This window comes from Oceanispirochaeta sp. M1, assembly GCF_003346715.1.
Classification (GTDB): domain Bacteria; phylum Spirochaetota; class Spirochaetia; order DSM-2461; family DSM-2461; genus Oceanispirochaeta.
In genome coordinates this window covers 1-25,164 of the sequence record NZ_QQPQ01000034.1, presented here as the reverse complement: position 1 = coordinate 25,164, position 25,164 = coordinate 1, and the positions used below count along the sequence as shown (strand labels likewise).

24 protein-coding genes are annotated in these 25,164 nt (G+C 36.5%); 7 read left to right on the top strand and 17 right to left on the bottom strand.

Annotated features, from left to right (window positions below; translation table 11 throughout):
• Window position 1: 1 nt before the first annotated feature.
• Genes DV872_RS19735 through DV872_RS19710 form a run of 6 tightly spaced genes read left to right on the top strand, consistent with a single transcriptional unit; the run spans window position 2 to window position 5,551 of the window.
• A complete protein-coding gene (locus DV872_RS19735) occupies window positions 2-463 on the top strand; it encodes a GtrA family protein (RefSeq protein ID WP_114631685.1) in 462 nt (153 codons plus the stop codon).
• A 19-nt stretch (window positions 464-482) separates the two neighbouring features.
• On the top strand, window positions 483-1,478 hold the full coding sequence (locus tag DV872_RS19730; RefSeq protein WP_114631684.1) for a glycosyltransferase family 2 protein: 996 nt from the start codon (window positions 483-485) through the stop codon (window positions 1,476-1,478).
• Window positions 1,479-2,663 (top strand): mannosyltransferase family protein, encoded by a 1,185-nt coding sequence (locus DV872_RS19725; protein ID WP_114631683.1) that lies wholly within the window; start codon window positions 1,479-1,481, stop codon window positions 2,661-2,663.
• An 11-nt stretch (window positions 2,664-2,674) separates the two neighbouring features.
• The gene (locus tag DV872_RS19720; RefSeq protein ID WP_114631682.1) at window positions 2,675-3,247 is read left to right on the top strand and encodes a hypothetical protein; all 573 of its coding nucleotides are present in this window, start codon (window positions 2,675-2,677) and stop codon (window positions 3,245-3,247) included.
• On the top strand, window positions 3,237-4,112 hold the full coding sequence (locus DV872_RS19715) for a carbohydrate deacetylase (RefSeq protein ID WP_158547071.1): 876 nt from the start codon (window positions 3,237-3,239) through the stop codon (window positions 4,110-4,112). Before DV872_RS19720 ends, DV872_RS19715 begins: the two co-directional genes overlap by 11 nt.
• Window positions 4,109-5,551, top strand: coding sequence for an oligosaccharide flippase family protein (locus DV872_RS19710; RefSeq protein WP_114631680.1), 1,443 nt, complete (start codon window positions 4,109-4,111; stop codon window positions 5,549-5,551). The genes DV872_RS19715 and DV872_RS19710 overlap by 4 nt, the downstream gene beginning before the upstream one ends.
• Here DV872_RS19710 and DV872_RS19705 read toward each other — a convergent pair.
• Window positions 5,534-6,682: a hypothetical protein gene (locus DV872_RS19705; RefSeq protein ID WP_147283218.1), complete on the bottom strand. Its 1,149-nt coding sequence runs from the start codon at window positions 6,680-6,682 to the stop codon at window positions 5,534-5,536. The two genes, DV872_RS19710 and DV872_RS19705, sit on opposite strands and share 18 nt — an antisense overlap.
• Window positions 6,683-6,767: 85 nt before the next feature.
• Here DV872_RS19705 and DV872_RS19700 point away from each other — a divergent pair, with 85 nt between their 5' ends.
• Window positions 6,768-7,622 (top strand): glycosyltransferase family 2 protein, encoded by an 855-nt coding sequence (locus DV872_RS19700; protein ID WP_114631678.1) that lies wholly within the window; start codon window positions 6,768-6,770, stop codon window positions 7,620-7,622.
• Here the strand turns inward: DV872_RS19700 and DV872_RS19695 are convergent.
• From DV872_RS19695 to DV872_RS26660, 16 genes are all read right to left on the bottom strand, one after another.
• A complete protein-coding gene (locus DV872_RS19695) occupies window positions 7,619-8,542 on the bottom strand; it encodes a glycosyltransferase family 2 protein (RefSeq protein ID WP_114631677.1) in 924 nt (307 codons plus the stop codon). The two genes, DV872_RS19700 and DV872_RS19695, sit on opposite strands and share 4 nt — an antisense overlap.
• A 12-nt stretch (window positions 8,543-8,554) precedes the next feature.
• On the bottom strand, window positions 8,555-10,123 hold the full coding sequence (locus DV872_RS19690; RefSeq protein ID WP_114631676.1) for a hypothetical protein: 1,569 nt from the start codon (window positions 10,121-10,123) through the stop codon (window positions 8,555-8,557).
• 25 nt (window positions 10,124-10,148) lie between these two features.
• Entirely contained in the window at window positions 10,149-11,228 is a 1,080-nt protein-coding gene (gene rfbB, locus DV872_RS19685; RefSeq protein WP_114631675.1) for a dTDP-glucose 4,6-dehydratase, read from the bottom strand.
• Window positions 11,215-12,084 carry a dTDP-4-dehydrorhamnose reductase gene (rfbD, locus tag DV872_RS19680; protein WP_114631674.1) on the bottom strand — a complete coding sequence of 290 codons (870 nt, stop codon included), beginning with the start codon at window positions 12,082-12,084 and terminating at the stop codon, window positions 11,215-11,217. Before rfbD ends, rfbB begins: the two co-directional genes overlap by 14 nt.
• Window positions 12,081-12,632 (bottom strand): dTDP-4-dehydrorhamnose 3,5-epimerase, encoded by a 552-nt coding sequence (gene rfbC / locus DV872_RS19675; RefSeq protein ID WP_114631673.1) that lies wholly within the window; start codon window positions 12,630-12,632, stop codon window positions 12,081-12,083. Before rfbC ends, rfbD begins: the two co-directional genes overlap by 4 nt.
• Window positions 12,633-12,635: 3 nt before the next feature.
• The gene (gene rfbA, locus DV872_RS19670) at window positions 12,636-13,511 is read right to left on the bottom strand and encodes a glucose-1-phosphate thymidylyltransferase RfbA (protein ID WP_114631672.1); all 876 of its coding nucleotides are present in this window, start codon (window positions 13,509-13,511) and stop codon (window positions 12,636-12,638) included.
• Window positions 13,512-13,522: 11 nt separating this feature from the next.
• The gene (locus DV872_RS19665) at window positions 13,523-16,390 is read right to left on the bottom strand and encodes a bifunctional fucokinase/fucose-1-phosphate guanylyltransferase (protein ID WP_114631671.1); all 2,868 of its coding nucleotides are present in this window, start codon (window positions 16,388-16,390) and stop codon (window positions 13,523-13,525) included.
• Complete coding sequence (locus DV872_RS19660; protein WP_114631670.1) at window positions 16,391-17,326, bottom strand: GDP-L-fucose synthase; 936 nt, start codon at window positions 17,324-17,326, stop codon at window positions 16,391-16,393.
• On the bottom strand, window positions 17,319-18,404 hold the full coding sequence (gmd, locus tag DV872_RS19655; RefSeq protein WP_114631712.1) for a GDP-mannose 4,6-dehydratase: 1,086 nt from the start codon (window positions 18,402-18,404) through the stop codon (window positions 17,319-17,321). The genes DV872_RS19660 and gmd overlap by 8 nt, the downstream gene beginning before the upstream one ends.
• A 4-nt stretch (window positions 18,405-18,408) precedes the next feature.
• Window positions 18,409-19,080: a sugar transferase gene (locus DV872_RS19650; RefSeq protein WP_114631669.1), complete on the bottom strand. Its 672-nt coding sequence runs from the start codon at window positions 19,078-19,080 to the stop codon at window positions 18,409-18,411.
• Between the two features lie 2 nt (window positions 19,081-19,082).
• Entirely contained in the window at window positions 19,083-20,267 is a 1,185-nt protein-coding gene (locus DV872_RS19645; protein WP_114631668.1) for a UDP-N-acetylglucosamine 4,6-dehydratase, read from the bottom strand.
• Between the two features lie 11 nt (window positions 20,268-20,278).
• Window positions 20,279-21,133 (bottom strand): NAD-dependent epimerase/dehydratase family protein, encoded by an 855-nt coding sequence (locus tag DV872_RS19640; RefSeq protein ID WP_114631667.1) that lies wholly within the window; start codon window positions 21,131-21,133, stop codon window positions 20,279-20,281.
• Complete coding sequence (locus DV872_RS19635) at window positions 21,108-21,869, bottom strand: glycosyltransferase family 2 protein (RefSeq protein WP_114631666.1); 762 nt, start codon at window positions 21,867-21,869, stop codon at window positions 21,108-21,110. The genes DV872_RS19640 and DV872_RS19635 overlap by 26 nt, the downstream gene beginning before the upstream one ends.
• Before the next feature lie 4 nt (window positions 21,870-21,873).
• Window positions 21,874-23,124 (bottom strand): glycosyltransferase, encoded by a 1,251-nt coding sequence (locus DV872_RS19630; RefSeq protein WP_114631665.1) that lies wholly within the window; start codon window positions 23,122-23,124, stop codon window positions 21,874-21,876.
• Window positions 23,125-23,228: 104 nt separating this feature from the next.
• Entirely contained in the window at window positions 23,229-24,254 is a 1,026-nt protein-coding gene (locus tag DV872_RS19625) for a glycosyltransferase (RefSeq protein WP_114631664.1), read from the bottom strand.
• 93 nt (window positions 24,255-24,347) lie between these two features.
• Window positions 24,348-25,164: hypothetical protein (locus DV872_RS26660; RefSeq protein WP_158547070.1), on the bottom strand; the 817-nt coding region annotated here is incomplete at its 5' end.

Sequence of the window (25,164 nt, the reverse complement as noted above, 5' to 3'; positions counted from 1 at the left end):
AATGATTTTTAAAGGACACCATGTGAATTTGTTGAATTGTTTTATCCATTCATACGGTAAATATAAAAAATATATCAAATATATAATTTTCGGAGTTCTGACAACAGTATTGAGCCTCATCAGCTTCTATATTCTTTTAAAAATGAATGTCGAATATAAGCTGGCCAATATCATCTCTTTTATAATTGCTGTTCTCTTTGCATATGTTACCAATAAAATTTATGTTTTCGAAAAAAAATCTGAATCATTTAAAGAACTAGCCTGGGAAGCCTTTCACTTTTTTCTGGCCAGGGTAGGCAGCTTTATCTTTGATTTTTTTACTTTAATTATTTGTATTGATGTATTTAGCTTTGATAAAATGATCAGCAAAATAATTATAACTGTAATTGTGATTATTCTTAATTATATAATCAGTGAGTTTTTCATTTTTCGAAAAAAGCACTTCGAAAAGCCTGAAAATTGATTAAAGGAGATTTCTAATATTGAAAAAACTATCAATCCTGGTGCCTGCCTATAACGAAGAGGAATCGATTCCTCTTTTCTGCAGAGAAACTCTTAATATTTTGGATGCTGCCGATAACTATGTATCATCAATATTATTTATAAATGATGGAAGTAACGATAATACAGAGAAAGTATTAAAAGAACAAAGGGTGAAGGATAAAAGGATTTCATACCTTTCCTTGTCCAGAAACTATGGAAAAGAGATTGCCATGATTGCCGGGTTTGATCAGATAGATGCAGATGCTCTGATAATTATGGATTGTGACCTCCAGCATCCACCAAAGTACATTCCAGAAATGCTTCGGTATTTTGAAGAGGGATATGATGATGTGTATGCCAAAAGGATCAACAGAAAAGGGGAAGGGTTTATAAAGAGAACGGCTTCCAACTACTTTTACAGGATTCTTAAGAAAACTACACGGGTTGAGATTCTACCAAATGTGGGGGATTTTCGCCTCTTGAGCAGAAGAATGTTTAATGCCCTCCGTCTCTACCGGGAAAAGGAAAGATACACCAAAGGTTTTTACTCCCTGGCGGGATACAAGAAGAAAGAGATTCTCTTTGAACCCGAGGATCGGGTAGCAGGCAATACCAAGTGGAACTACGCGGGTCTGTTTGAACTGGCTATAGACGGAATAACCTCTTTTACCACTCTCCCTTTAAGAATATCGACTATGATTGGGATCATTGCAGCCATCTTCAGCTTTGTTTATTTCATTTTTATTTTTACAAAGACCATAATCTTCGGTATTGATGTTCCAGGTTATGCCTCCACCATGGTAACCATACTTTTCCTTAGTTCAGTTCAGCTCATATCGATTGGAATCCTGGGAGAGTATATAGGACGAATCTTCAAAGAGACCAAGTCCAGACCCTTGTATTTGATAGATGAAATAAATGGAGAAAAAGTGGAACTGAAAGATGATTACAGTGAAAATCTCAATCCACATAAGATATTAAAGGATTCTGAATAAATGGAATTAAAACAACGATTGACGGTCAGTAAAGAGACCCGGTCTGTAGCTCTTTTCATATTTATAATGCTGATTTTTTCCAGGTTCATGTTTTTTTTCACACATGAAATATGGACCCTCCTCCTTGAGTCGGAAGTGATGCCAGGCGGCGGTATTTCAAATGTGACAAAGGAGTCATTTATCTCAGCACTTATGAGATGGGATGCCTCCTGGTATATTCGGATTATTGATAAAGGTTATGATCTGGTCCCCTGGAATCACTACAAGGGAGATGCAGCCAATTGGGCTTTTTTTCCATTGTATCCATGGAGTGTGAGTGTTTTTAAGACGATGAGCGGTCTCTCCACTATTAAATCGGGATTTCTTATGTCTAATATTCTTTTCTTCATCAGCCAGATTTATGTCTACAAATACCTTGTTCTCACACGAAACAAAGAAATAGCTCTTACTGCTGTCATTTTATTTATCATGGGACCTTACAATTTTTATTTCTCCACCCTGTACACAGAATCGTTGTTTGTTATGCTTCTGGTAATGAGCTTCTATTATATGAAGAAAGAAAACTGGTATGCCTGTGCCCTCAGTACGGCTTTTTTATCTGCCACCAGAGGAACGGGAGTTCTGTTCTTCATTCCTTTGTTAATAAATATCCTTTTGAAGGAATTTAAAAGCACAAAGAATATTTTCGTGGTCATCAAAAACATCATTATGAACCATAAAAAATTATTTGTTCTGATCTGTGCCCCCGCCGGATTGTTTATGTATATGACCTTTCTATATTTTCATATGGGAGATCCCTTTGGGTTCTTTCATGTGGAAATTGCCTGGAACAGAAGCAACGCAAATCCTGTTATCATTTTAATTGAAAAGATAAAAGAGGGGGGTATCCCCAAATTGTATCTGGGAGCCTGGGGGATACTTGGAATTGTCCTGTCGGTCTACCTGATGGTGACCAAACGGATTGAGGAAGGTGTATTTGCCCTACTCTGTATGGTGATACCTATGATGTCTAACCTGCAGGCCCTACCCCGTTATTTTATAGGGACCGCTGTAACAGTTTTTGCTCTGGTCGAATGGATACATAAATTACCAGAGCTTTACCGCCGGGGTTTTATGATTCTTTATTGTACTCTGAATCCGATTCTCCTTATTCTCTGGTTTGCCCAGCATTATATCGTTACCTGATGAGGTTCAAAATGAAAATTAAACTAATTCCCTTTCTGACATATGCATTTTCACTCTTTCTGGTCATCTGGTATCTGACGGCCCTGTATTGGGTGGCACATCCTAAAGTAAGTGATATGTACCGCTTTTATTATATAGAGCAGATGATGTATGACTGGCCGGGAGAAAAGGGCCTTCAAATACCCCTGAATCAAAAACTCTACTTTGGAACCACCCGGGAAAAAGGTGAGCAGATTTATCATCGTGACAAACACTGGTCGAAAGCAAAGGAAGAGTTTGCAGTCAGTTCGGCATCACGGGCCGGAATCTATTTCAAATTGAATGAAGAAGATGTGGCTACCCCTTTTATTCTCAGCTTTCATGGGGCATCAGAAAAAAACGCCTCCAAAATGCAGATTTACTTAAATGGAAAGCCCCAGGAGACAGTTCATCTTGATACTGATATTGCTACCCATTCGATTGCATTGAGCAATGATTTTTATGAAGACCCGAATAAAACGAATCATCTTGAATTTCAACTGGATGAGGAACAAATGCTTGTTATGGACTGGTTACAAATGGATAATGTACGAGATGTTGAATAAAAGGATATGTATTCACGCCGATGACCTGGGTGCTTCAGAAAATATAAACCGAACCATCAAGGAAGGTATCGACCAGGGGATTATCAACAAGGTCAGCCTTATGATGAATGGCTCAGCCCTTGAGGAGGCGGTTTCAATTGTCAAAGAATCCTCCATTAATTCAGCCTTACATCTAAACTTTTCAGAAGGGAGGCCCCTCTCCTCCCCCCAGGATGTTCCCCTTCTGATAAACAGTGAGGGGCAGTTCAAAGTCGGATATGCATCGTTCTGGTTCAGTCTCAGCTACAATCAAATGTTTAAATCACAGGTCCTCACTGAGATAAAATCACAGGTTAAAAGATATCAGGAGTTCTTCCCGGGTAAAATAAAGCTGGACAGCCATCAGCATTTTCATATGATCCCCCCCTTGATGAAGCTCTTACTGGATGCCCATAAGGATGCCCCCCTCTGGGACAGCATCAGGACGACAAGAGAGCCATTTTTCTTTTTGAAAAACCATCCCGGCTCCACAGTTAAAAACATTTTCTCAGCTAATATCATAAAATGGCTGCTTTTACGATTCTTTGATTCTATTGTTCACTCCAGAGTAAAAAAATATGGTATCGAAACTAATGATTTATTCTGTGGTGTTTTGTATTCAGGAAATATGAAAGGGGATTTATACGGTTCAATGGCAAAGAAACTGAATAGAAATAACACCCTCGAAACAGCAGAGCTGCTCTTTCATCCAGGACAGGCCAGTGAAGATGAAGAAAGCCTCTGGTCCGGTCAAAAACAATTCTATGACTTCTATATTTCTGAGAATCGACAAGAAGAGGGTAAAGAGCTACTCAGTCTGCTGGAAAAGAACAGGTTGTTCATTTGAATAAAAAGAAACTATTCAGCGATTATCTTTTTAACTTACTGCGGATGATGATGAACATAGGAATCCCCATCATAACCCTGCCCTTTGTTCTACGTAGGATAGGTGCCGAAAACTATGGTGCGTTTTCTTACACCAATTCAATTATCACTTACTTTACAATGGCCGCGGTTATGGGAATTCCAGACTACGGGGCAAGAAGTATCGCTAAGTTGAACAAGAAGAATGATATTATTCAAACCTCATCAGAGATATTTACCATACAGATGGCATCGGTAAGTCTTTCTCTCTTCATCTTTTACACTGTTTTCTATCCTTTAGCGGCAGAAGAGTATAAGAAAACATTTCTGGTTTTATCTATCATAATTATTTCTAATTTAATGAATATCGAATGGTTTTATATCGGTACACAAAGATTCAAATTTATGTCTCTCAGGGCTACTATCTTTAAAGTGGGGAATGCTCTTGCCATGATTTTGCTTATAAAACCAGGGGATCAAGCTGAAAAGTATGCTCTTATTATAGCACTGACAAGTCTAGGAAATGGGCTGGTAAATCTAACAGGCTTTATTCCTTTTCTCCGTTTTAAAGAGCTGAAACTCAGAAAGCATATTAAACCCATATTAATTCTATTCGGTTTAAGTATTACTTCAATCATCAATGGAAATATAGATAAAACCCTGACTGGTTATCTTGCAGGCCCTTTGTATGTAGGCTATTATGCTGTCGGTTTCAGACTGACACGTATCGTTCAGCAGATCTTTACATCCTTAAACCATATTATTTTCCCCAGAATCACTTCATACCTGGCTCAAAATGATGAAAAACAAACTGAAAAATTAATTCGTTTCAATATGGATTACATACTCCTCTTATCATCTCCTATCCTCCTTGGCCTCAGTCTTTATGCAGAGAGAATTATTATTTTACTCTTTGAAAAGGAACTACAACCAGCTACCGGGTCATTTATCATCCTGACAGGAACAGTGCCTGTGATTGCCATTTTGAATGTGATTAGAAGACATATACTCCTACCCCGGGATAAAGAGAAGGTTCTGATAGTCCTTTCTCTTGTAACAACTGCTGTCAACGTAGTAGGCAATGTAGCTTTTGTACCTCAATATAAACATATTGCTGCGGCAGCGGTCACTCTTGCGGCGGAAGGGATGGGTATGTTTTACGGACTTTACTATATCCGGAAAAAATTCAACATTCACTTATTTCATCCAGGGCAATTAAAGTACCTATTTAGTACATTGATCCTGTTTTTACCTTACTACTTGGGTTATCTACTCAGCCCGTATGTAGCAAATCTAATTCTGCTCCTCCTGCAAATTTCACTCAGCATAGTTCTCTATTTCGCAACCTTGTATCTGATAAAAGATGATTTCTTTTACCATTATACCAAGAGATTCGGTAGTAACTTACTTAAAAGAGGATAAGTAGAGCTCTCTTTGTTTTTCAAATGAATAGTCATGTATATTAATATAAAGTCTTCGTTTATTTAATTCTTCCCTTGTAATTGAACCATCCAGAATTTTATTAAAAAAAGATAGAATATCAGATTCCGGATAATAGAATGCAATGTCTTTGTAGGTTAAATCCATTGCAAAGGAGTCAGAACTGACAGGAAGGATGGGAACAGATTTTAAAATAGTAGATGTCCCAGTGATCTTTGTTTTATTGTAGTCCGATCCATAGGTCATACCCGGATGTATTAGATAAGCTATTAAGTCGGCACTGAGAATTTGCCTGTTCAACTCTTCAAAGGGAAGGTAGAAAGTAGAGTATTCGAGCATGGGTATTATTTCCCCAGGGATTGTTTTTTCTACTTCCTTGCTCATTCTACCAACAAGTCTTATTTTTAGACGAGTATGGCAATCCCCTCTATCCTCAATAATTGTTCCCAGAGATTTCCAGAGAGAATTGTAATCTCGACGCTCCTGGGAAACAGAACCTACAATGGCTATTGTGATTGGTCCTGACATATCTTCTATCTGATAATCAGAATTAAAATCAACCAAGTCTTTTAACAAGGGGATAAACCAGAAAAGTTTATTACTTTCTCTGTCAAAAAGATTCTTGTCCAGACAATAATTATAAACCTCATCTGAAAGAACGAATATTCTTTTAAAATGAGTGAGGTACGGAAGCAAGTTACCAGTGAATTTATCAACATTGTGAATAATTCCAAATAGTTCAGCTCTTTTTTTAAGGATACGACTAAAATAGAGATCCCTCTTTGAAAGAGTATTAAATATTATGTAGTCTGCTTTTCTAAAGAGTAATGAAAACAAGGCAAGATAGCGAAAAAGTCTGGTACACTGAGGACTTCCCGAAAACCCTTTAAATACAGGAATAAGCGAGAATCTTATAGATTTATTTTTTTTAAATATACTAAACGTGTCAGCCTGGGCAATGTCCCTCGTTGTCACAACTGTTACATCATAATGATTTATCAGGAAATCTAATTGTGGGCGAATAACTTCTATATGAATAGAAGATGGTTGGAATATAATCACACGCTTATTTATCACTAATATCTCCTTGATTGCTTTAATTTTTTCAGTCATTATTATAAAATTTAATACAAGATTTAGTAACATATATGGATGCAAATAATTATCTTCAATATATCAATATGATCCAGGAGTCTCTATGGAAAATCAATTCAAAAAAATCTCTGTAATCATTGTAACGTATCAAAGTGGTGAAATATTAGTTGATTGTCTAAATTCTGTACAGCGATTTTTCCCTAATGATGAAATAATTGTTGTGGATAATCATCCTGAGGATGTTGATATAAAAGAGTATAAGACTCTTTTTCCGAATGTATACTTTATAAGCAACCCGGAAAATAGCGGCTTCGGGGGTGGGAATAACTTTGGAGCGGATCAATCACAGGGGGATATTCTTTTCTTCCTGAACCCTGACACGGTGATTGAAGAGTTTGACAGAGCCGCCGTCTTAAAACAGTTTGAGAAATCGGAGGATTCCATAACTGGATTCCCCCTTTTTTATCCTGACGGGAGCTTCTGTAAGCCTTTGAAATACATCCCTGAAATTGACTTCATCCTCCCCAAAAAACTCTATGGGAGTTTATACAAAAGAATATTTTCAAAGGATCAAAGAATATCCCGAAGACTCTATATTTCGGGTGCTGCTTTTATGATTAAAAAAAAGCTGTTCAATGAAGCTGATCAATTCGATCAAAGATATTTTCTATTTTTCGAAGAGAATGACCTTCGGAGCTCATTGATTTTGAAGAAAAAGTATAATCCCACTGTACTGAGCAAGGGTTTTAAAATCATTCACCATGAAGGTAAAAGCTATAATAAGAATGGTATCAGCTGGTATGCCGATTCACTGAGACTCTATGCAAGGAAATTTGGGAAGAAGTATTTAATTCCCTACAAGAGATTCTGTGTTTCACTTTCCCTCTTTATCGGTAATTTAAGGGGAAAAGACGGGGACAGTAAAAGGATTCTCCTTAAGGAACTGAAAAGAGATTAGGCCCTTTTCTGAATCTTATCCATGACTATTAAGCTCAAAGAGAGGGGGAGTATTGCAATAAATGCTACTTTATTCTTTCCTTTCTCGATCCTCTGCATCATCTCTGAAAGGCTGATACCGATGTGCCAGGAGTAACGGGTATAGGAGATAAAAGTTAAAAATTTAAATTTTACTGAAGGGATGCGGGGAAAATATTTATTAATACGCATCTCCGCATAGTACTGCCGCCCTTTCAGGAAGCGAAGTTTCTTTGTTCTTTTGGAAAGGGGAACTTTACCATCTTCATCTCTGTAATAGATCCTTACAATTTCATTGAAACAGTAAAGTTTATATTTCTCGGCCATATCAAAGTAGGTTGCCGAATGGATAACATGACGGTCAACACCCTCATAATAGGGAAATTCCCTGAGCACCGCCGTCCGGTACATCTCAAGCTTATCTCCGACGATCTTATATTTGAATGTGGTCTCATAAAAGTCGGCAATAAGAGGATCACTGGGGAATTTGTTCCCCACAAGCTCACCATGCTGATCTTTACATAGCCCCACAAGGGCTGAAAGTCCCAGTCTTGTCTCTTTATCAATTGAATCCCAATGCTTCATATAGATAGCAAGAGCATCGGGCATGAGCTCGTCATCCGCATCTATACTGATAAAGAGTTCGTATGAGGCTTCACGCACACCCCTGTTCATGGCGGCCATCTTGCCTTTATTTTCAGACTGCCGGAAATATCTGATAGGAAAATCATTCTTATCCTGAAGCCAGCTTTCCACCACTTCCCGGGTATTATCGGTGGAACAGTCATCGACTATGACCCATTCAAAGTTTTTGTAACTCTGTGCCTCCAGGCTTGTATAAACACGGTGTAGATATTCGCCATAGTTGTAGGCGGCGGTAAATACGGTGATAGAATCGGACATGGTTCCTCCGGATCAGAATGAATAAGAGAGGCCAGTCTCAAAATGGAAATGAAATAGATTTTCCTGCCAGGCCCAATTCTCATTGTTAGTATATAGAAGAGTAGCCTTTCCGTACAGATTCCAGTTTCCCAGAAAATAGAGAGCATCTATGCTTATATCATTATCTATAAACTGACCGAATGTTGATTTGTTGTAGTCCGGGTCGTTGATTATTACATTATAGAAGTAGTCACTGTCATAGCAGATACGGGTATATTCAAGACCAACCATCCCCTTATTGTGATAGTAGGAAAAGTTAATCCACTGGCTGTTTGAGCCGGGTCCAATCCATGCCCCGGGGATCTGTCCGTCATGACTGTAGCCTTGGGTCCACCCTGCAAATCCATGGCGATACCAGGGGCCTGCAGAACGTACTTTTGTGGTACGAGTCTGAGCCAGATTGGCATGTTCGAAGGAGAGGGTCAGTTTCTGTCCAGGATTCCATGTTTTAAGAATCTGAGAGAGACCCAGCACCTGTGCCGAAGTGTGTTCAGGGGAGGTAATGGGATGGGAATAGTCGTTATTGGCCCACTCTCCATAAACAGTGAACCCGACTTTTGGAAAAATCCAATTAAAATCCAGAGAGATCATGCCGTCTTCATCATCATCTGCTCCGGGTTTATTGCTGCTGAAAACAGGTACGGCGGCCACAAGATCCAGAGCATTCCAATACTGCAGGGGTTTGTAATACTGATGGGTGGCTCCCAGAGTCAAACCTGGAACAAAAGAGGGACTATAGCCAATGGTCATTCCAGAAAACCAGGCAGTGTCATTATCGGGATTATCATCATAATAATCAGACTCTTCTAAAAATCCCCAAAAGAAGCGGGTTTCAAAGGTTCCAAGCTTCCAGATCTCCTGAGGACGATAGGTTCCCATATCAAAATGGGGAAAGCCTCCTGCATTGTCACTCAGAAGGATGTTGTTCTCACGGCCGCTGCCAATGACGACTTCTTCGTTTGAGAAACCAAAGGTCAGATAGTCTTCCCAGTAAAGGCGGAGATCACTCTGCCCCCAGTTAAAATCATAGAGGAAGTCATCCCCCTGGCGCTGAAGACGGTCATAACCCCTGCCGTCCCACCAGTCACCCCAGCCGGAACTTTCGCTTGTCGAGACAATATCATAGTCTGCATTCTGAGCCCACCAGACTTCAGGATAGAGACGGATAGAAAACCAGTCGTTCATCCAGTCCATTCCAAAGGCCGTGACATTGTTAAAACCTTTCCCCTGCCAGAGGGCTCCATCGTTGTGTCCATAGGCTCTATAGCTATTGTAGGAAAAGAATGTTTCGGGGTCCATAATTCTCAGTGTACCCAGTTTTGTTTCTACCAGGGGGGAGGTAAAACTTCTGTCTCCCCAGGAAAAATCAGTACGACCAGCATCGGTACTGAAACTATGAAACATAAGAGAGGTCCCTTCCTGCTCACCCGATAGTTCACTGTAGAAGAGGTAATCAGAATAGATGCCGCGAAAGTTCATATCGGCGGATATCAAGAATATTGGTAGAATAATTAGTATAAGAATCAATGCCGGACGTTTCATGACGCCTCCAATAATATTAATTGTATTAACGTCCTTTATAGTTCTTTTCCATCCATTTAAGATATTCACCACTTGTTATATTCTCGATCCACTTCCTGTTATCCAGATACCAGCGCACCGTCTTCTGCAAGCCCTCTTCAAAATCCAGGGACTGTTTCCAGCCCAATTCATTCTTAAGCTTGTCACAATTGATGGCATATCTCTGGTCATGACCGGGGCGGTCTTTCACATAGGAGATCAATCCCTTTAATGAAGAAGCATCCAGCCCGGCCTCATCGGCCACAACATCACAGAGGGTATGAACAAGCTTGATATTCTCCCACTCGTTCTCCCCGCCGATGTTATAGGTTTCACCCAGCCTTCCGCCCTGCATGACGGCCCAGACGGCGGAGTTATGGTCTTCCACATAGAGCCAGTCCCGGATGTTCTTTCCATCTCCATACACAGGCAGAGCCTTCCCCTGAAGCATATTCTCAATCATCACGGGTATAAGCTTCTCAGGGAACTGATAGGGTCCGTAGTTATTGGAACAGTTGGTCATGGTGATAGGCATTCCATAGGTATGGTAATAGGCCATCACCAGATGATCCGAGGAGGCTTTAGAGGCTGAATAAGGACTGCGGGGATCATAGGGAGTATCCTCAAAGAAATACCCTGTGTCTCCCAGAGATCCATAAACCTCATCTGTAGACACATGGTGGAATAATTTCCCATCATAGGAACCATCCCAGGCCTTCCGGGCTACATCCAGGAGGGTAAAGGTTCCGTTTACATTGGTCGTAATAAAGGCCTCAGGCCCCTCAATGGAGCGGTCCACATGACTCTCGGCGGCTAAGTGACAGACACTGTCTATATCATATTCTTTAAATAAAGAATCCACAAATTCTCTATCACATATATCACCCTGTTTAAAGACATAACGGGAGGGAAACTGAGAAGCCACATCGTCCAATGAAGAGGCATTGCCCGCATATGTAAGTTTATCCAGATTGATAATCCGCCCGGTAAAATCAGACTTTGTCAGTAATACCCTGATAAGATTACTACCGATAAACCCGGCACCCCCGGTGACGAGTATATTTTTAAATGATCTAGATGATGTCATCTGCTTTAATTCCTTTTAAAAAAGAGTTTAATGAATCCTGCCACATGGGAACATTATAATCCAATACAGTCCGTACCTTATCTTTAGACATAAGGGAATAGGCTGGACGTTTTGCGGGGCTTGGAAACTCTTCAGAGCTACAGGGAACAAGAGAACATTCACCCTCGATAAGTCCCAATTCTTTCCCCAGAGTATAAATCTCGGAGGCAAAACCGAACCAGCTGCACTCCCCTTCTCCCGAGAGATGATAAGTTCCGTAGTCAGCAGATCCACTACCTACAATCAACTTGATCAGTCCTGTGAGATCCCGGGTCCAGGTGGGAGAACCGACCTGATCATCCACAACCTTCAAAGTTTCAAGCTTATTCATAAGCTTTATCATGGTATAAACAAAGTTGGGTCCATACTGGCCATAAAGCCAGGCCGTCCGGATGATAAAATACCTGGTACAGAGAGAACGGATCAGCTCTTCACCCGCCAGTTTACTGGCCCCATATACAGCAACGGGTCCAGTAGGAGTTTCTTCATTCAAAGGAACTGAACTGGAACCGTCAAATACATAGTCTGTTGATATATGAAGAAGGGGAACATCCAAGTCAGCAGCGAGTCTTGCTATATTCCCTACCCCATCCCGGTTAATGGCATAGGCGGCCTTTACATCTTCTTCGGCCTTATCCACCGCCGTATAGGCCGAGCAGTTGATAATAAAGGATATATCTTTGTCAACAACAAAGGCCTTCAAAGCATCAGCTTCGAGAATAGAGACTTCTCTATCTGTTCCGATACAATCCAAACCAGAAAGTTTTTTTTCAAGATCCTGCCCCAGCATCCCTTTATTCCCGATAAGCCAGATCATAATGAAAGATCCTTTAAATAGGGCAGAATTGCATCCTTATCAGAGACAAGAGGAACCTGACCTGTTTGCAAGGGCCACTTCACAGCCAGATCAGGATCATCCCACTTCACTCCTCCGTCAGAGGAAGGAGCATATTCTTCGGTACATTTATAAAGGAAGTGAGTGTTATCAGAGAGTGTTAAAAATCCATGACCAAAACCGGGGGGGATATAGAACATGGTTCCATTCTCCCCTGTCAATTCAACCCCCACATGCTGTCCAAAGGTAGGTGAACCGGGAATCAAATCCACAGCCACATCCCACACAGCACCAGCAAGAACACGAAGAAGCTTACCCTGGGCATGGGGAGCACTCTGAAAATGAACCCCCCGCAACACTCCCTTAGAAGATAAAGAATGATTATCCTGACAAAAGGATTCTGTAATCCCTGCAGCTACAAAATCACTCTGCTTATAGGTTTCCATAAAGAAACCACGATCATCCCCAAATTTCCGGGGCTGTATAATTATAACTCCTGGAATAGAAGTTTCTTTAAAATCAAATGGCATAAACTACTTATCCTCTCTTTCCAGAATATCAATTAGATACTGACCATAACTAGACTTTTTTAAAGAATCAGCCAATTTTGAAAACTGCTCCCTATCAATAAAGCCCTTACTGTAGGCGATCTCTTCGATACAGGCAATCTTAAGTCCCTGACGGGCCTCTACAATCTGAACATACTGAGAGGCTTCCATCAAAGACTGATGAGTCCCCGTATCCAGCCAGGCATAACCCCGCCCCATTAGCTCAACCTTCAACTCACCCCGTTTCAAATACTCTTTATTCACATCGGTGATTTCGAGCTCTCCCCGGGGGGAAGGTGCAAGATTAGCGGCAATATCCACAACCTGGTTATCATAAAAGTAGAGACCCACAACGGCATAATTTGACTTAGGTTGAGAGGGTTTTTCTTCCAAAGACAAAACTGTCCCGTCAGAAGCAAACTCAGCCACTCCATACCTTTCAGGATCATTCACATAATAACCGAATACGGTTGCCCCTTTCTTCAAGGTGGCTGCCTCTGTAACAAGCTTGGCAAAATCATGCCCATAAAACAGGTTATCACCCAACACCAGAGCCACTGAATCAGAACCAATAAAGTCCTTTCCAATGATAAAGGCCTCAGCCAAACCATTAGGAGCATCCTGCACTGCATAAGTCAGAGAAATCCCCAAATCAGAACCATCTCCCAACAACTCCTCAAAACGAGGTGTATCAGCAGGAGTAGAGATAATAAGAATATCCTTTATCCCAGCCAACATCAGAGTGGATAGAGGATAATAGATCATGGGTTTATCAAAAATTGGTAGCAATTGCTTACAAATTGATTTAGTTGCAGGGTAGAGACGAGTTCCGGATCCTCCGGCTAAGATTATTGCTTTCATAAATTCTCCAATTATGATCGGGAGACTTGCATCCCCTTATTTGAAATCCTCATCTGAACAAAACGTGCTCTAGAATTCAGAGGATTATCTTCCAATCTCTTTTTTATTATTTGAGCTGCTTCTGGATCTTTAGCAACAATATATAAATAACCACCACCTCCGGCACCAGGAAGTTTATACCCGATAGAAAGATCATCTATCATTGCTATGATTTTTTCAATTTCAGGATTTGTAGTATCTGCATCCAATCGATTATTCAGATTCCAGGAACGAGCCACTTTCTTACCGAATAACTCAAAATCACCCAATTGAATAGCTTCCCAGGTATCCAGAGTATGCTGTTTCATCTCTTTCAAAACCATCATGCGATCTCGTTCATTCAAAAACATACCTTCTACAATTTCAGCCAGTAAGTTTTTAGCAACTCTGGTGATACCTGTATAATATAGAAGCATAGAGGATTGATACTCAGGTTCAGTAAAAAGCCTATCGGGTAACCAGCGAATCTTTGGAATCTGGTTCCATCCCTTCTCAGTCTGAAGTAGTTTAATTCCGGGAATAACACCACCATACTGATCCTGCCAGCCTCCTCCAGTAGTTAACAACTGCTCCAAGGCCAGGGTCCTGCTGCAAATTTCAAAATGATCCCAGTCAAGAGAACAGAAATCAGAAAGAGCTCCTAATATGGTAGAAGCCAGAATAGAGCTGGTACCCATACCAGAGCCTTTGGGTATGGCTGCCAATAATGAAATTTCAATACCACAGCCTAGTTGATTTAGCTGAGTGATTAAGTCGGGATAAGAATCTGAGCAGAAATCAGGATGAAAGCCAGCAAGGCACAAAGCGGCCTTAGGTATTGCAAAGGGAGAACCTACCTGGGTGAAATCCTTCAACTCTTCAAAGCTTGTTACAACTTCTCTTACTCCAAGATCTATAGAACTGAGTACTATCTTTTTTTTAGAAGATGGTCTGATAAAAGCCTGAAGAGGTGGCTGTCCATTAAGCTCAAGAGAGACATTGACAACATTACCACCACAAAGGACACTGTAGGGAGGAGTATCTGTCCATCCACCGGCAAGGTCAATTCTGACAGGACTACGTGACCACACAATCTGATCATCAAAAACATTCTTAATAGGAGTTGGTTTGGAATTAATAAGATTTATTAACAGACTATTCTGCAAAACCTCAAAAGCTGATTCAGAATAATGTTTATAATCCAACCCCTTATACCTATTAACCCTGGAAGCAAACATCTGAGTGTGAGTTTTTTGGATAGGGTTATTAAGATTCAGTACTCTTTCCGGAATTTCTAGAGAAGATTCTGCAAACTCATGGGCAGCATGATCCAGATCTATCTGAAAGAAAACACTGTTTTCACTATTTTCAGCCAACTGAAGCCAATTTATGTCCCGAAACTGTTTTCTCTGCTGTTCTAATCTTTCAAAATTCACTGAACAAGAAATATCAGTAGCTGACATTCTATAAGACTTAATCCAAAGGTCTCTAGCATTATATTCTTTGGGATTTAGCATCCATTTAATAACATTTTCCATATCAGAGAAGTCAGACAATACGGGAAACAATGCAGCATCCTGAATATCATCTTCAGGTTCCAGCGAACAATCAGTCATTGAAAGATTTCTATCCTCCATCCAGTTCAGGAATGGTTTACTCATCCATTTTGTACTTTTAGATCCTAGCTTTCCTCTGAATGCATCACTTATCCCATAAGGGCGTATTGCATAAGCATCAGTACCGATGGGAGATATATCCAGAGAGATTCCCGCAGGAAGTGTAAGATTCCAGCTATTCTTCGGAATCCCTGTAAGAAGCTGATTACCCTCGATAGACCACTTTTCAGAAACATTGGAATTCTCAATCCATAAGTTTCCATGATTCTCATTTATAGAAATCTGAACATCAGAATTCTGGATAAAGATAGCTGGATGAGGCTTAATATTCTTTGACCAGATCTCTTTCTGGTCTGTCACTTTGTTCTGAATAGACAAGGAAGAAGAGATTATCTCAGGGCTGGTTCCTAAATGATAAAATGCTCCATTAGGTATTTGTTTAATGGCTACAGATAATGAGGAAATATCATCATCAACAGTAAAAGGATTTTCACCCAATGCCAAGCCAAAATTACCATACATATCATAATAATCAGGAATACCATTTTGAAATGTATTTGTAGTATCTAGCCAACCGGATTTTTTCATTAATATATTGAGTGCTCTGTCGCTAAGTAACCAGATTCCTATATCGATAAAAAAAAGATTATCCCTAGCCAGATCACGAAGAGTATCAATACTCGGTTTCTGAAGCATATACTTCAATGATTCAGGGGTATTTCTCTCAGTAACAAAGACACCATGACGGGATGCAAGAGAGGGATCAACGGACAATCCGAAACAAATAACATCTGAATCAGGAAGATCAGGTATTAACTCATCCGTACTTATATACGCATCACCACTGGCAATCAAAGTATGACATTTATCAGCAGATGCATCGAGGATTCTATCCAGAAGAGGTTTTTGAAGATCCAATAGCGTTTGATTTAACCTCTGCCCTCTCTCCCATCTAAAGACAGGCATAGGCAGGAGTAATTTCCCCATTGAGGCATATGCCGGTAAACGACGACTTTGCCCCCCACCATGAATCAAAATTCTTTTCTCTGTACTAATCCACTGAGAAAAACTTAATTCAGAAGAAGACTTTTTCCATGCATCATACAATAGCCAGGCAGTTCCACCACCGGAACCAACCTTGCCACCATTTGGATCAGAGGTACAGAACCATTGATCCTTATCTAAAGAAGCCAATTGATGAAAATGATCAGAAGTAGATTCTGGTAATGATACTAGATATTTCATTTATGCCTTGTTTTCCAAGTACCAGTTATAGGCTTTTTGGATACCTTGTTTAAGAGATGTACTGGCTGTCCATCCTAATTCTTCCAAGACTGAAACATCAAGAAGCTTACGGGGTGTACCATTCGGTTTTAAAGTATCCCATTCGACATTCCCATTAAATCCTACTATATCGGCAATCATTTCAGAGAGCTCTTTTATAGAACAGTCTTTACCTGTTCCTATATTCACAAACTCACCAATTTCATCAGCATCCTTATTTTCCATAAGAAAAACAACAGCTTCGGCTAAATCATCTGCATATAGAAACTCACGCAATGGACTGCCGTCACCCCATAATTGAACAGTACTATTATTGATTTTAGCTTCATGAAATTTACGGATCATTGCGGGTAGTACATGAGATGAATTCAAATCATAATTATCTGATTCACCAAAAAGGTTAGTAGGCATCACAGAGAGATAATTTGTACCATATTGCTCATTGTAATAACGACACATTTTGATGGCACTAATTTTGGCAATTGCATAAGCATCATTTGTTTCTTCAAGAGCACCTGTCAATAATGAAACTTCTCTTAAAGGCTGTTCAGCTAATTTCGGGTAAATGCAGCTTGAACCAAGATTCATCAGCTTTTTAACATTGTTCTTCCAGGAAGAATGAATAACATTCTGAGCTATCATTGCATTCTGGTAATAAAATTCCGCCTTATGAGTAGAATTAGCCATTATTCCACCGACCCTGGCAGCAGATAAAAATACATAATCAATCTTATTCTCAGAAAAAAAGTCTTCTACTTCCTCCTGCCTGATTAAATCGAGCTCACTATGAGTACGGGTAATAATATTTGAATAACCTTCCTTTACTAACAAACGTATAATTGCCGAACCAACCATTCCCCGATGACCCGCAACATATATACAATCTGATTTATTCATAATAATTCTGAACCTCGTATCCACCCTCTTTAAGATGAAGTTCCTTTTCAGCATCTTTTAAGTCAGACTGAACCATCATGGAGACCAATTCTTGAAGAGTTATTTCCGGTACCCATCCCAACTTTTCTTTTGCCTTAGTAGGATCTCCAATTAAAAGTTCTACTTCAGCAGGTCTAAAATATCTAGGATCGACTTCAACAAGAGCTTTACCTGTAGCCACATCTATACCTTTCTCATTTATTCCTTCACCCTGCCATTCCAATTCAATACCAAGCTCAATAAATGAGTAATTGACAAAATCGCGAACTGTTCTTTTCACACCAGTAGCAACAACATAATCATCAGGAGTATCCTGCTGCATCATCATCCACATCATCCGTACATAATCCCCGGCAAATCCCCAATCCCTCTCGGCATTCATATTACCCAGATACAATTTATCCTGTAATCCGGTTTTTATCCGAGCTGCAGCTCTAGTTATTTTGCGAGTTACGAATGTTTCACCTCGACGGGGGCTTTCGTGATTGAATAGGATTCCATTACTTGCATGCATTCCATAAGACTCTCTGTAGTTAACAACAATCCAGTAGGCATACATTTTTGCTGCAGCATATGGGCTTCTCGGATAAAATGGAGTCTTCTCTGTTTGAGGTATTTCCTGCACCTTTCCATAAAGTTCACTTGTAGAAGCTTGATAAAAGCGGACTTTTTTCTCCATGCCAAGAATTCTGATTGCTTCTAGAAGACGTAGTGTACCAAGTCCATCAGTATCAGCAGTATATTCAGGGACTTCAAAGCTGACTTGAACGTGGCTTTGAGCACCTAGGTTGTAAAGTTCATCGGGCTTTACTTCCTGTATAATACGAACCAGATTACTGGAATCAGTCAGATCACCATAATGTAAAAAAAAGTTAACATTTTTTTCATGAGTATCTTTATAGAGATGATCAACTCTAGCTGTATTAAATGAAGAAGCTCTTCTTTTTATACCATGAACTTCATAACCTTTTGCTAATAAAAACTCAGCCAAGTAAGAACCATCCTGACCGGAGACTCCTGTAATTAGTGCTTTTTTCAATTTCCTATCCATTTATTAGATCTTTCAATATACCCTTAGGCTCAGGGAGGTTCTTAAATCTGTGTTGAAAATTCAAATTAGGTTTAACCACTGATAGAGCAGTAAATAGTATTAATAAAAAATATTTTCTTAAACTATTATTATGATGGAACCAGCATTCAAGATCACCCTTATAGTCAGCAATAATAGTATCGTGTATTTTATTATAATCCATTCCTGATCGTTCCATGATTTCTTCTTCATCACGAAATATTAATGATCCTATACCAGTTAGTCCTGGCTTTAATTCTGAGATATACTTTCTTTGAGCCTCAGAATAATTATGATATTGTTCAATAGTTAAAGGTCTAGGACCAACAATACTCATATTGCCAATCCAAATATTAAAAAGTTGAGGAAGTTCATTTATCTTAGTTTTCCTTAAAAACTTACCAATAGGTAAAACACGACTATCATGCTTCTTTGTTACTGCCCCACCAGACATATTAACACTATCTTTTAACATTGTAGCAAATTTAATAATATTAAAAGATTTTTCTAATCTTCCCATTCTCTTCTGCAAATAAAAGATTTCATGTTCACCAGTTAACTTTAATAAAACCATTACAATTAAAAAAAGTGGAAATAAGATAACGATTGCCACTGTTGAAAAAAGAATATCAAAAAAACGTATCATAATTACATCCTACCATCTAAATATTTCCCTGTTTCTTTGTGTCCAAAATCTGGTATCATAAAATAAAACAATTCTAAAAGTTCTTTCTTATTCCATCCGCTATCTTTCAAATCACTTATTTTCTTTAGGAAAAATGAAAGCTTTTCTTCATTATAATCTGGATTGTTTTTAATCACTCCTAAAGCTATAAATTGATTCATATCGAGAGTTTCTTTCTCTGTGAAGAACTCCTCAAAGTCCTTTTCACCAGTCGTATCGCTTTTAAAAAAATAACATGGCCACTTGTTTTCTGCAGAAAGTTTACTTACTAATTCTCTTGCTTCATTTTCACTATCACATAGATAGGGGTCAAATCCTCTTTCACTCAAATACCTCTCTGCAATTGAAGAGAAAGTAATAAGGTTTAATTCTTGACTAAGTTTAGGAAAGAATATATCCCGATTCTCTCCTAGTATAGTTGAAAAAAGACATAACTGTCCGGCTTCTTCAGGAAGAACAAAATATCGCCTCACATCATTAGGAGCTGATAAGGGTTGCTTCTTTAAAATTCTTTGATTAAAACCATATAGTAAACTACCATCTGAGAAAGCAACATTAGCAAAACGAGCTGTCGAAATATCTATTTCTATACTTTTTTGCATCAGGAACATTTCCATGATTCGTTTTGAAGCACCCATCATATTTACTGGATTGGCTGCTTTATCAGTTGAAACACAAAAATACTTTTTTACACCATGTTTAATTGATAAATCTATTGTCTTTATAGTATTCAATACATTAACATCAATCATTCGCATTAATGTGTATGGATCTTTTTCACTTCTGACATGTTTTAACGCAGATAAATTAAGCACATAATCATAAGGTCCTTCATTTTCAAATAATAACTCGAATTCCCTACTGCCACAATCTAAAGCAAATGTTTTAAAATCACCATCAATATAACCATAAGAAGAACGAATATCACGGACTAACTCTACCAGATTATTTTCAGAAATATCAACAACATGCAATCGCTTTGGATTACGTTGAAATATCTCTTTTGCTACAGCTTGTCCAATTGAACCTGCACCACCAATTACCAAAAAAGAAGATTCGGAAACTCTTTTGTTTAATGTAACAATGTTCTTTTTAATATCTTTCTCTAGTAACTGATTTTCACGATTCAAAATAGATAATAAATTCATATTTATCTCCTTCAATTTTTCTTAAAGAACTCAATAAAATCATTTTCACTTTCATGTAATTGTCTTAAATCTATACGTTTTAAAGATTCTGTATTTTCAACATAGAAGTCCATGTATAGACGTTTATATTTATCTAAGAAAACAATTTTTAAAAGACTCTCAATAATATGAGGTATTGCAAAATTAATATTACTCTTATTTCTAGCCCTACTTAAATAATGAATAATATCGCTTGTTGAAACAGGTCTTATATCAGAAGGAATTAAAATACCCTCAATTTGATTTTTTAAAACTTGTCTAACTATTTCAGAAAGATTATAAATTGAAATAATTGATCTCCTATTTTCAACTCCTCGAAATGGTAATATTGGACATCTATTAACTAATTTTAATAACAACAATATATTAGCTTTAGGATTTGGTCCATAAACTAATGGAACTCTCAAAATGGTAACTTTGAAAGTAGTATCTTGTAGACTTAATATCTTACCTTCTGCATTCTTTTTGCTTTTCCCATAGGAATCAGTGGGAAAACACTCAGTATCTTCTTTAATAAAAAGATCTCCGTCACCATAAACTTTCAAAGAACTAAAGTAAATAAAGTGATTTATCCCATTTCTTTTTGCAATAAGAGCTAAATGAAAACTCTGATCTTCATTAATACGCTTATACTCACTATAAGGTGTACTTTTTTTTTGATGAGCAAGTCCTGATAAGTGAACAACTGAATCGTAATTTTTTAAATTTATTTTTTCAAGATTTGTTTCACTTAAACTTATCCCGTCAACTTCTATATTATTTTTTTTAAGATAATCAAATAGGTATCTACCAATAAAACCATTATACCCTGTTATTAGTGCTTTCATTTTTTTGCCTTATTATTTTAATAAATTTATAAATTAAATAAACAAGCAAATTAAAGGGCTGTTTGTTCTCAATAAAACTATTTCGTACCTCTTTAGTTATTGTAAAAGTACTTTTTATCCCACGATTAGAAACCCCACCATCACTCATTATCACAAAATACTGATCAATAAACTTCGAATTTATTCCATGAATGTCCAAAAAACGAAACATTAAATCTACATCTGCAGCAATTTTATAATCTGTTCTATAAAATCCATATTTATCATACATTTCTTTTTTGCAATAAAATGTGGGGTGTGCTGGAGTCCAGCTACGTTGAAATAATCCTGAATAAAAATCCTTAGAAATCCAATTACGACTGATACTCCCATTTATATTTTTGAAAATTAGATTACCATAGCAACAATCGATATCGTTATTCTTAAATTGATCTACTATATTTGAAATTATGTTTTCACTATAGAATATATCATCAGAATTTAAAAAACCTATTACATCTCCAGTTGAAATCCTTAAACCTTTATTCATTGCGTCGTATATACCATTATCAATTTCACTTATAATTATATCTATATTTTCCTTATATTTATCAATTATATTCATAGTATTATCACTTGAACAACCATCTATTAGTATATATTCAAAGTTATCATAATTTTGACTAAGAACACTTTTAATACAATGTTCTATTGTATTTTCATTATTATATACGACAGTAACTATTGATACTTTCATCTTTTTATAAATTCCCCTCTATCTCATTATAAATAGAAATCATTTTTTCTGAAACAATTTTGTTGCTAAAATTGAGCTCAATATGAGATCTTCCGCATTCACCAATATGACAAAGTTTTGTCTTACTCATATTATAAAACCACAAAATTCCCTCAGCAAGAGAATCAGGTTCAAATGGAGTTGCTAAAAAACCATTTTTTTTATGAATAATAATGTCCTTTAAACCCGAATGATCAAACCCAACAACTGGAGTCTCGCAGCTTAAACTTTCTGCTGCAACTTGCCCAAAAGATTCTACTCTTGATGGTACAACAGTTATTGATGATAATGAATAAATTTCAGCAAGTTCAGATTCTGAAGATATATGCCCCACTTCGATAACATCGATACCAAAAATAGTGCTCTTTTTTTTAACTTTACCGCCAAATGTAATTATCTTTAACATAGAAATATCATCTAAATATATAGATATTTTTTCAATTGCACTTATAAGCAAGTCAAAACCTTTAATATTGCTTATACTTCCTTTCACAGCACCAAACGTGATAATAAAATTATTCTTTAAAATTCCATAATACGGATAATCTAGATCTTTCTGTTTCTTAAAAATTGATGTATCTATGGGGTTTGGTACAATCCTGATATCTCGATTCTTTAATAGATTGCTTTGTTGTGCACGATCTTTCATCCAACTAGATGGAACAGTAAAAATAACACCAGATAATAATTTATAATTCTGTTTTTTTATATTCCAAATAAAACGATTTATATCAATACCCTTTACATTTTTATTAACGAAACTATACCCTTCAATAACACGTTTAAATGTCTCATCATCTAAAGCTAAATGTTCGGCTCCACAATAAAACCACTCATCATGAAGTGTAATTACTGATTTGTTTGATAAAAGATAAAAATCCTTTATTCGTAAACTTTCATTATTGATCCAATGAATATGAAGCAATGATGCCTCACTAACTTGCCTTTTGATAAAAGAACTACCAAAAATATTTAAAGAATGTTTTGTAATATTTTTTGTTTTTTGAAATTTACAAATTAAATATGAAGTTATCCATCCTATAAGATGAATATACTTCTCAATATATTTATTATCTTTTGCTGAATAAAGCGAATTATTTTCGATAGTTATAAATTCTCTTTCTACTCCAGATTTATCTAATGCATTATACATGCGAAGCGCGGCTTTACCAGCTCCACCTCGTTTTATAGTATATCCAATAAATGTGATTTTCAAAATTAGTCCTTTTACAAGAGATAAATACAATTAGTAAAAATTTGAATACTGATAATATATTGAAATTAATAAAACACAAGTCATACAGGAGTCATTAAAATATATTATTGATATGAATTTATTTGATCAAGATCTTTGTCCAAAATAGATATTTTTCTTATTCCTTCAACAAGACTATGATATTTCTCCTCATCTACATTTACTATAGTTTCTTTAATCAAAGAAATATCATAAGGATCAACAATGTAGCCATTTTTGCAATGTTGTATAAGATCTGAAGATCCACAATATTTGGAAATAATTACTGGAAGTCCATAATAAAGTGATTCTTCTACAACTAGTCCCCAAGTTTCACAAATGCTAGGTAAAATAAGTATGTCATACTTCAAAAAATATTTTTGAAGATCCTTATTATCTATAGAATCAATGAATTTAATGTTTGTATTTGCCATTTCCTTTAAAATATCTTTTTGTGGACCATCTCCAATAATTGTAAATTCATAATTTGCTAGAGAATTAAATATTTCGATCATTATCTTTAAATTCTTAACATAAGTGAGTCTACCCAAATACAAATATTTTTTATTATATATTTTCTCGTGAAATATAATATCTGGCTTGTTAATTATTCCAACACCTTTCGTTATTCTCACATCTCCTTGATAATTTAATTTCTTTAATAAATCATGATGCATTGAACCTGATGCAAAAACAGTACTAATTCGTAACAAAAAATATTTTTTTAAAAGACCTTTTAAGCCAGTAATATGACTTTCATATACTGTTGATTCTAAAGCCAAACAATTCTTATGCTTAGAAAAAAATAAAATAATAAACCAGAACTCTAACAAATCCCATCCTGAAACAATTATTTTATTAAATTTAGTATTTTTTAAAACTTTATATATTCTAAATATACTATTCAATATACATCTGCTCTGAAAATGTCCTTTATTAATTACTTTATAGTCAAAGTTTAAACTATTTAAATCAATAAAATCATCAGATCTTTTTTCTATTGTACTATCAGAAATAAAAATCACAAAAATTTTAAGTTCTTTTGCTAACTCTCTATAAAGATTAACTTTATAGAAGCATGGCAAATGAGTTACAAATACATAATCATACATTTAAATTTCCTTATTATTGATGAATAAATTTTAATTTACTGACAAGACATAGATAGTAGAAAAACTGTGAATAATATAGAGAATTGTAAGTTACTAAATCCTGCTATTTTCAATTTTATTTTTTTCAATATTTATAGAACCCAGCATTAAAGCATATAAAATAATAAAATTACCGCTTCTATATCCTGTACCAACCATAAGAAAAATTCCCATAGTAAATAATACTTTAAAATTTTTTATTATGGATAATGTCAAAAAAATATAAAGAAATAATCCAACCAAACCTAATTCAAAAACTATATCTACAAAAATATTATGAGTTGTAGAAGCACTTTCAGATAAATTAAAAGTAGTAGTTGCGTCCACTAAAGATGATATTCCATTTCCAAAGAAAATAGTGAAAATATTCTCTGAAAATAATACCAATGCTTTAATAGGTGCAACAGTACGATATTCACCAAACTTACCATTTGCAATTCTATTGTAAAATAAATCTATTATTATTTTAAACTCATTTACAGTAAAATATGATAAAAAAAGGAATATACTTATTACAATTAAAGATTTAATGACAGTTTTCTTATTCATATTGACTATCTCAATGAGAAAGATTGTAACAAGAGCTGACATGGATAGAGATAAAAAAAGTGAAAAAACAAACAAAATTGTAAATTTAGGATTTACTAATACATATCTTGAAATATAATATGAAAGACAAATAAAATATGAAAAAGAGGCAGGTTCATCAAAGATAGATGTAAGTCGTATCATAGAACCAATATCAATATTATCCTTATATCCTGCAATATAACTACGACTATCAATAGTTATAAATCCAAAAAACTGTAGAATACCGATAAAGCAAATAAAAATACTTAATATAAGGATAATTTTAAAATTTTCTCTTAAC

Bases quoted from the DNA above. Each gene is read 5' to 3' on its own strand.
- DV872_RS19735 (WP_114631685.1), top strand. From the start codon at position 2: ATGATTTTTAAAGGACACCATGTGAATTTGTTGAATTGTTTTATCCAT.
- DV872_RS19725 (WP_114631683.1), top strand. From the start codon at position 1,479: ATGGAATTAAAACAACGATTGACGGTCAGTAAAGAGACCCGGTCTGTA.
- DV872_RS19720 (WP_114631682.1), top strand. From the start codon at position 2,675: ATGAAAATTAAACTAATTCCCTTTCTGACATATGCATTTTCACTCTTT.
- DV872_RS19715 (WP_158547071.1), top strand. From the start codon at position 3,237: ATGTTGAATAAAAGGATATGTATTCACGCCGATGACCTGGGTGCTTCA.
- DV872_RS19705 (WP_147283218.1), bottom strand. From the start codon at position 6,682: ATGACTGAAAAAATTAAAGCAATCAAGGAGATATTAGTGATAAATAAG.
- DV872_RS19700 (WP_114631678.1), top strand. From the start codon at position 6,768: ATGGAAAATCAATTCAAAAAAATCTCTGTAATCATTGTAACGTATCAA.
- DV872_RS19695 (WP_114631677.1), bottom strand. From the start codon at position 8,542: ATGTCCGATTCTATCACCGTATTTACCGCCGCCTACAACTATGGCGAA.
- DV872_RS19690 (WP_114631676.1), bottom strand. From the start codon at position 10,123: ATGAAACGTCCGGCATTGATTCTTATACTAATTATTCTACCAATATTC.
- rfbB (WP_114631675.1), bottom strand. From the start codon at position 11,228: ATGACATCATCTAGATCATTTAAAAATATACTCGTCACCGGGGGTGCC.
- rfbD (WP_114631674.1), bottom strand. From the start codon at position 12,084: ATGATCTGGCTTATCGGGAATAAAGGGATGCTGGGGCAGGATCTTGAA.
- rfbC (WP_114631673.1), bottom strand. From the start codon at position 12,632: ATGCCATTTGATTTTAAAGAAACTTCTATTCCAGGAGTTATAATTATA.
- rfbA (WP_114631672.1), bottom strand. From the start codon at position 13,511: ATGAAAGCAATAATCTTAGCCGGAGGATCCGGAACTCGTCTCTACCCT.
- DV872_RS19665 (WP_114631671.1), bottom strand. From the start codon at position 16,390: ATGAAATATCTAGTATCATTACCAGAATCTACTTCTGATCATTTTCAT.
- DV872_RS19660 (WP_114631670.1), bottom strand. From the start codon at position 17,326: ATGAATAAATCAGATTGTATATATGTTGCGGGTCATCGGGGAATGGTT.
- DV872_RS19650 (WP_114631669.1), bottom strand. From the start codon at position 19,080: ATGATACGTTTTTTTGATATTCTTTTTTCAACAGTGGCAATCGTTATC.
- DV872_RS19645 (WP_114631668.1), bottom strand. From the start codon at position 20,267: ATGAATTTATTATCTATTTTGAATCGTGAAAATCAGTTACTAGAGAAA.
- DV872_RS19640 (WP_114631667.1), bottom strand. From the start codon at position 21,133: ATGAAAGCACTAATAACAGGGTATAATGGTTTTATTGGTAGATACCTA.
- DV872_RS19635 (WP_114631666.1), bottom strand. From the start codon at position 21,869: ATGAAAGTATCAATAGTTACTGTCGTATATAATAATGAAAATACAATA.
- DV872_RS19625 (WP_114631664.1), bottom strand. From the start codon at position 24,254: ATGTATGATTATGTATTTGTAACTCATTTGCCATGCTTCTATAAAGTT.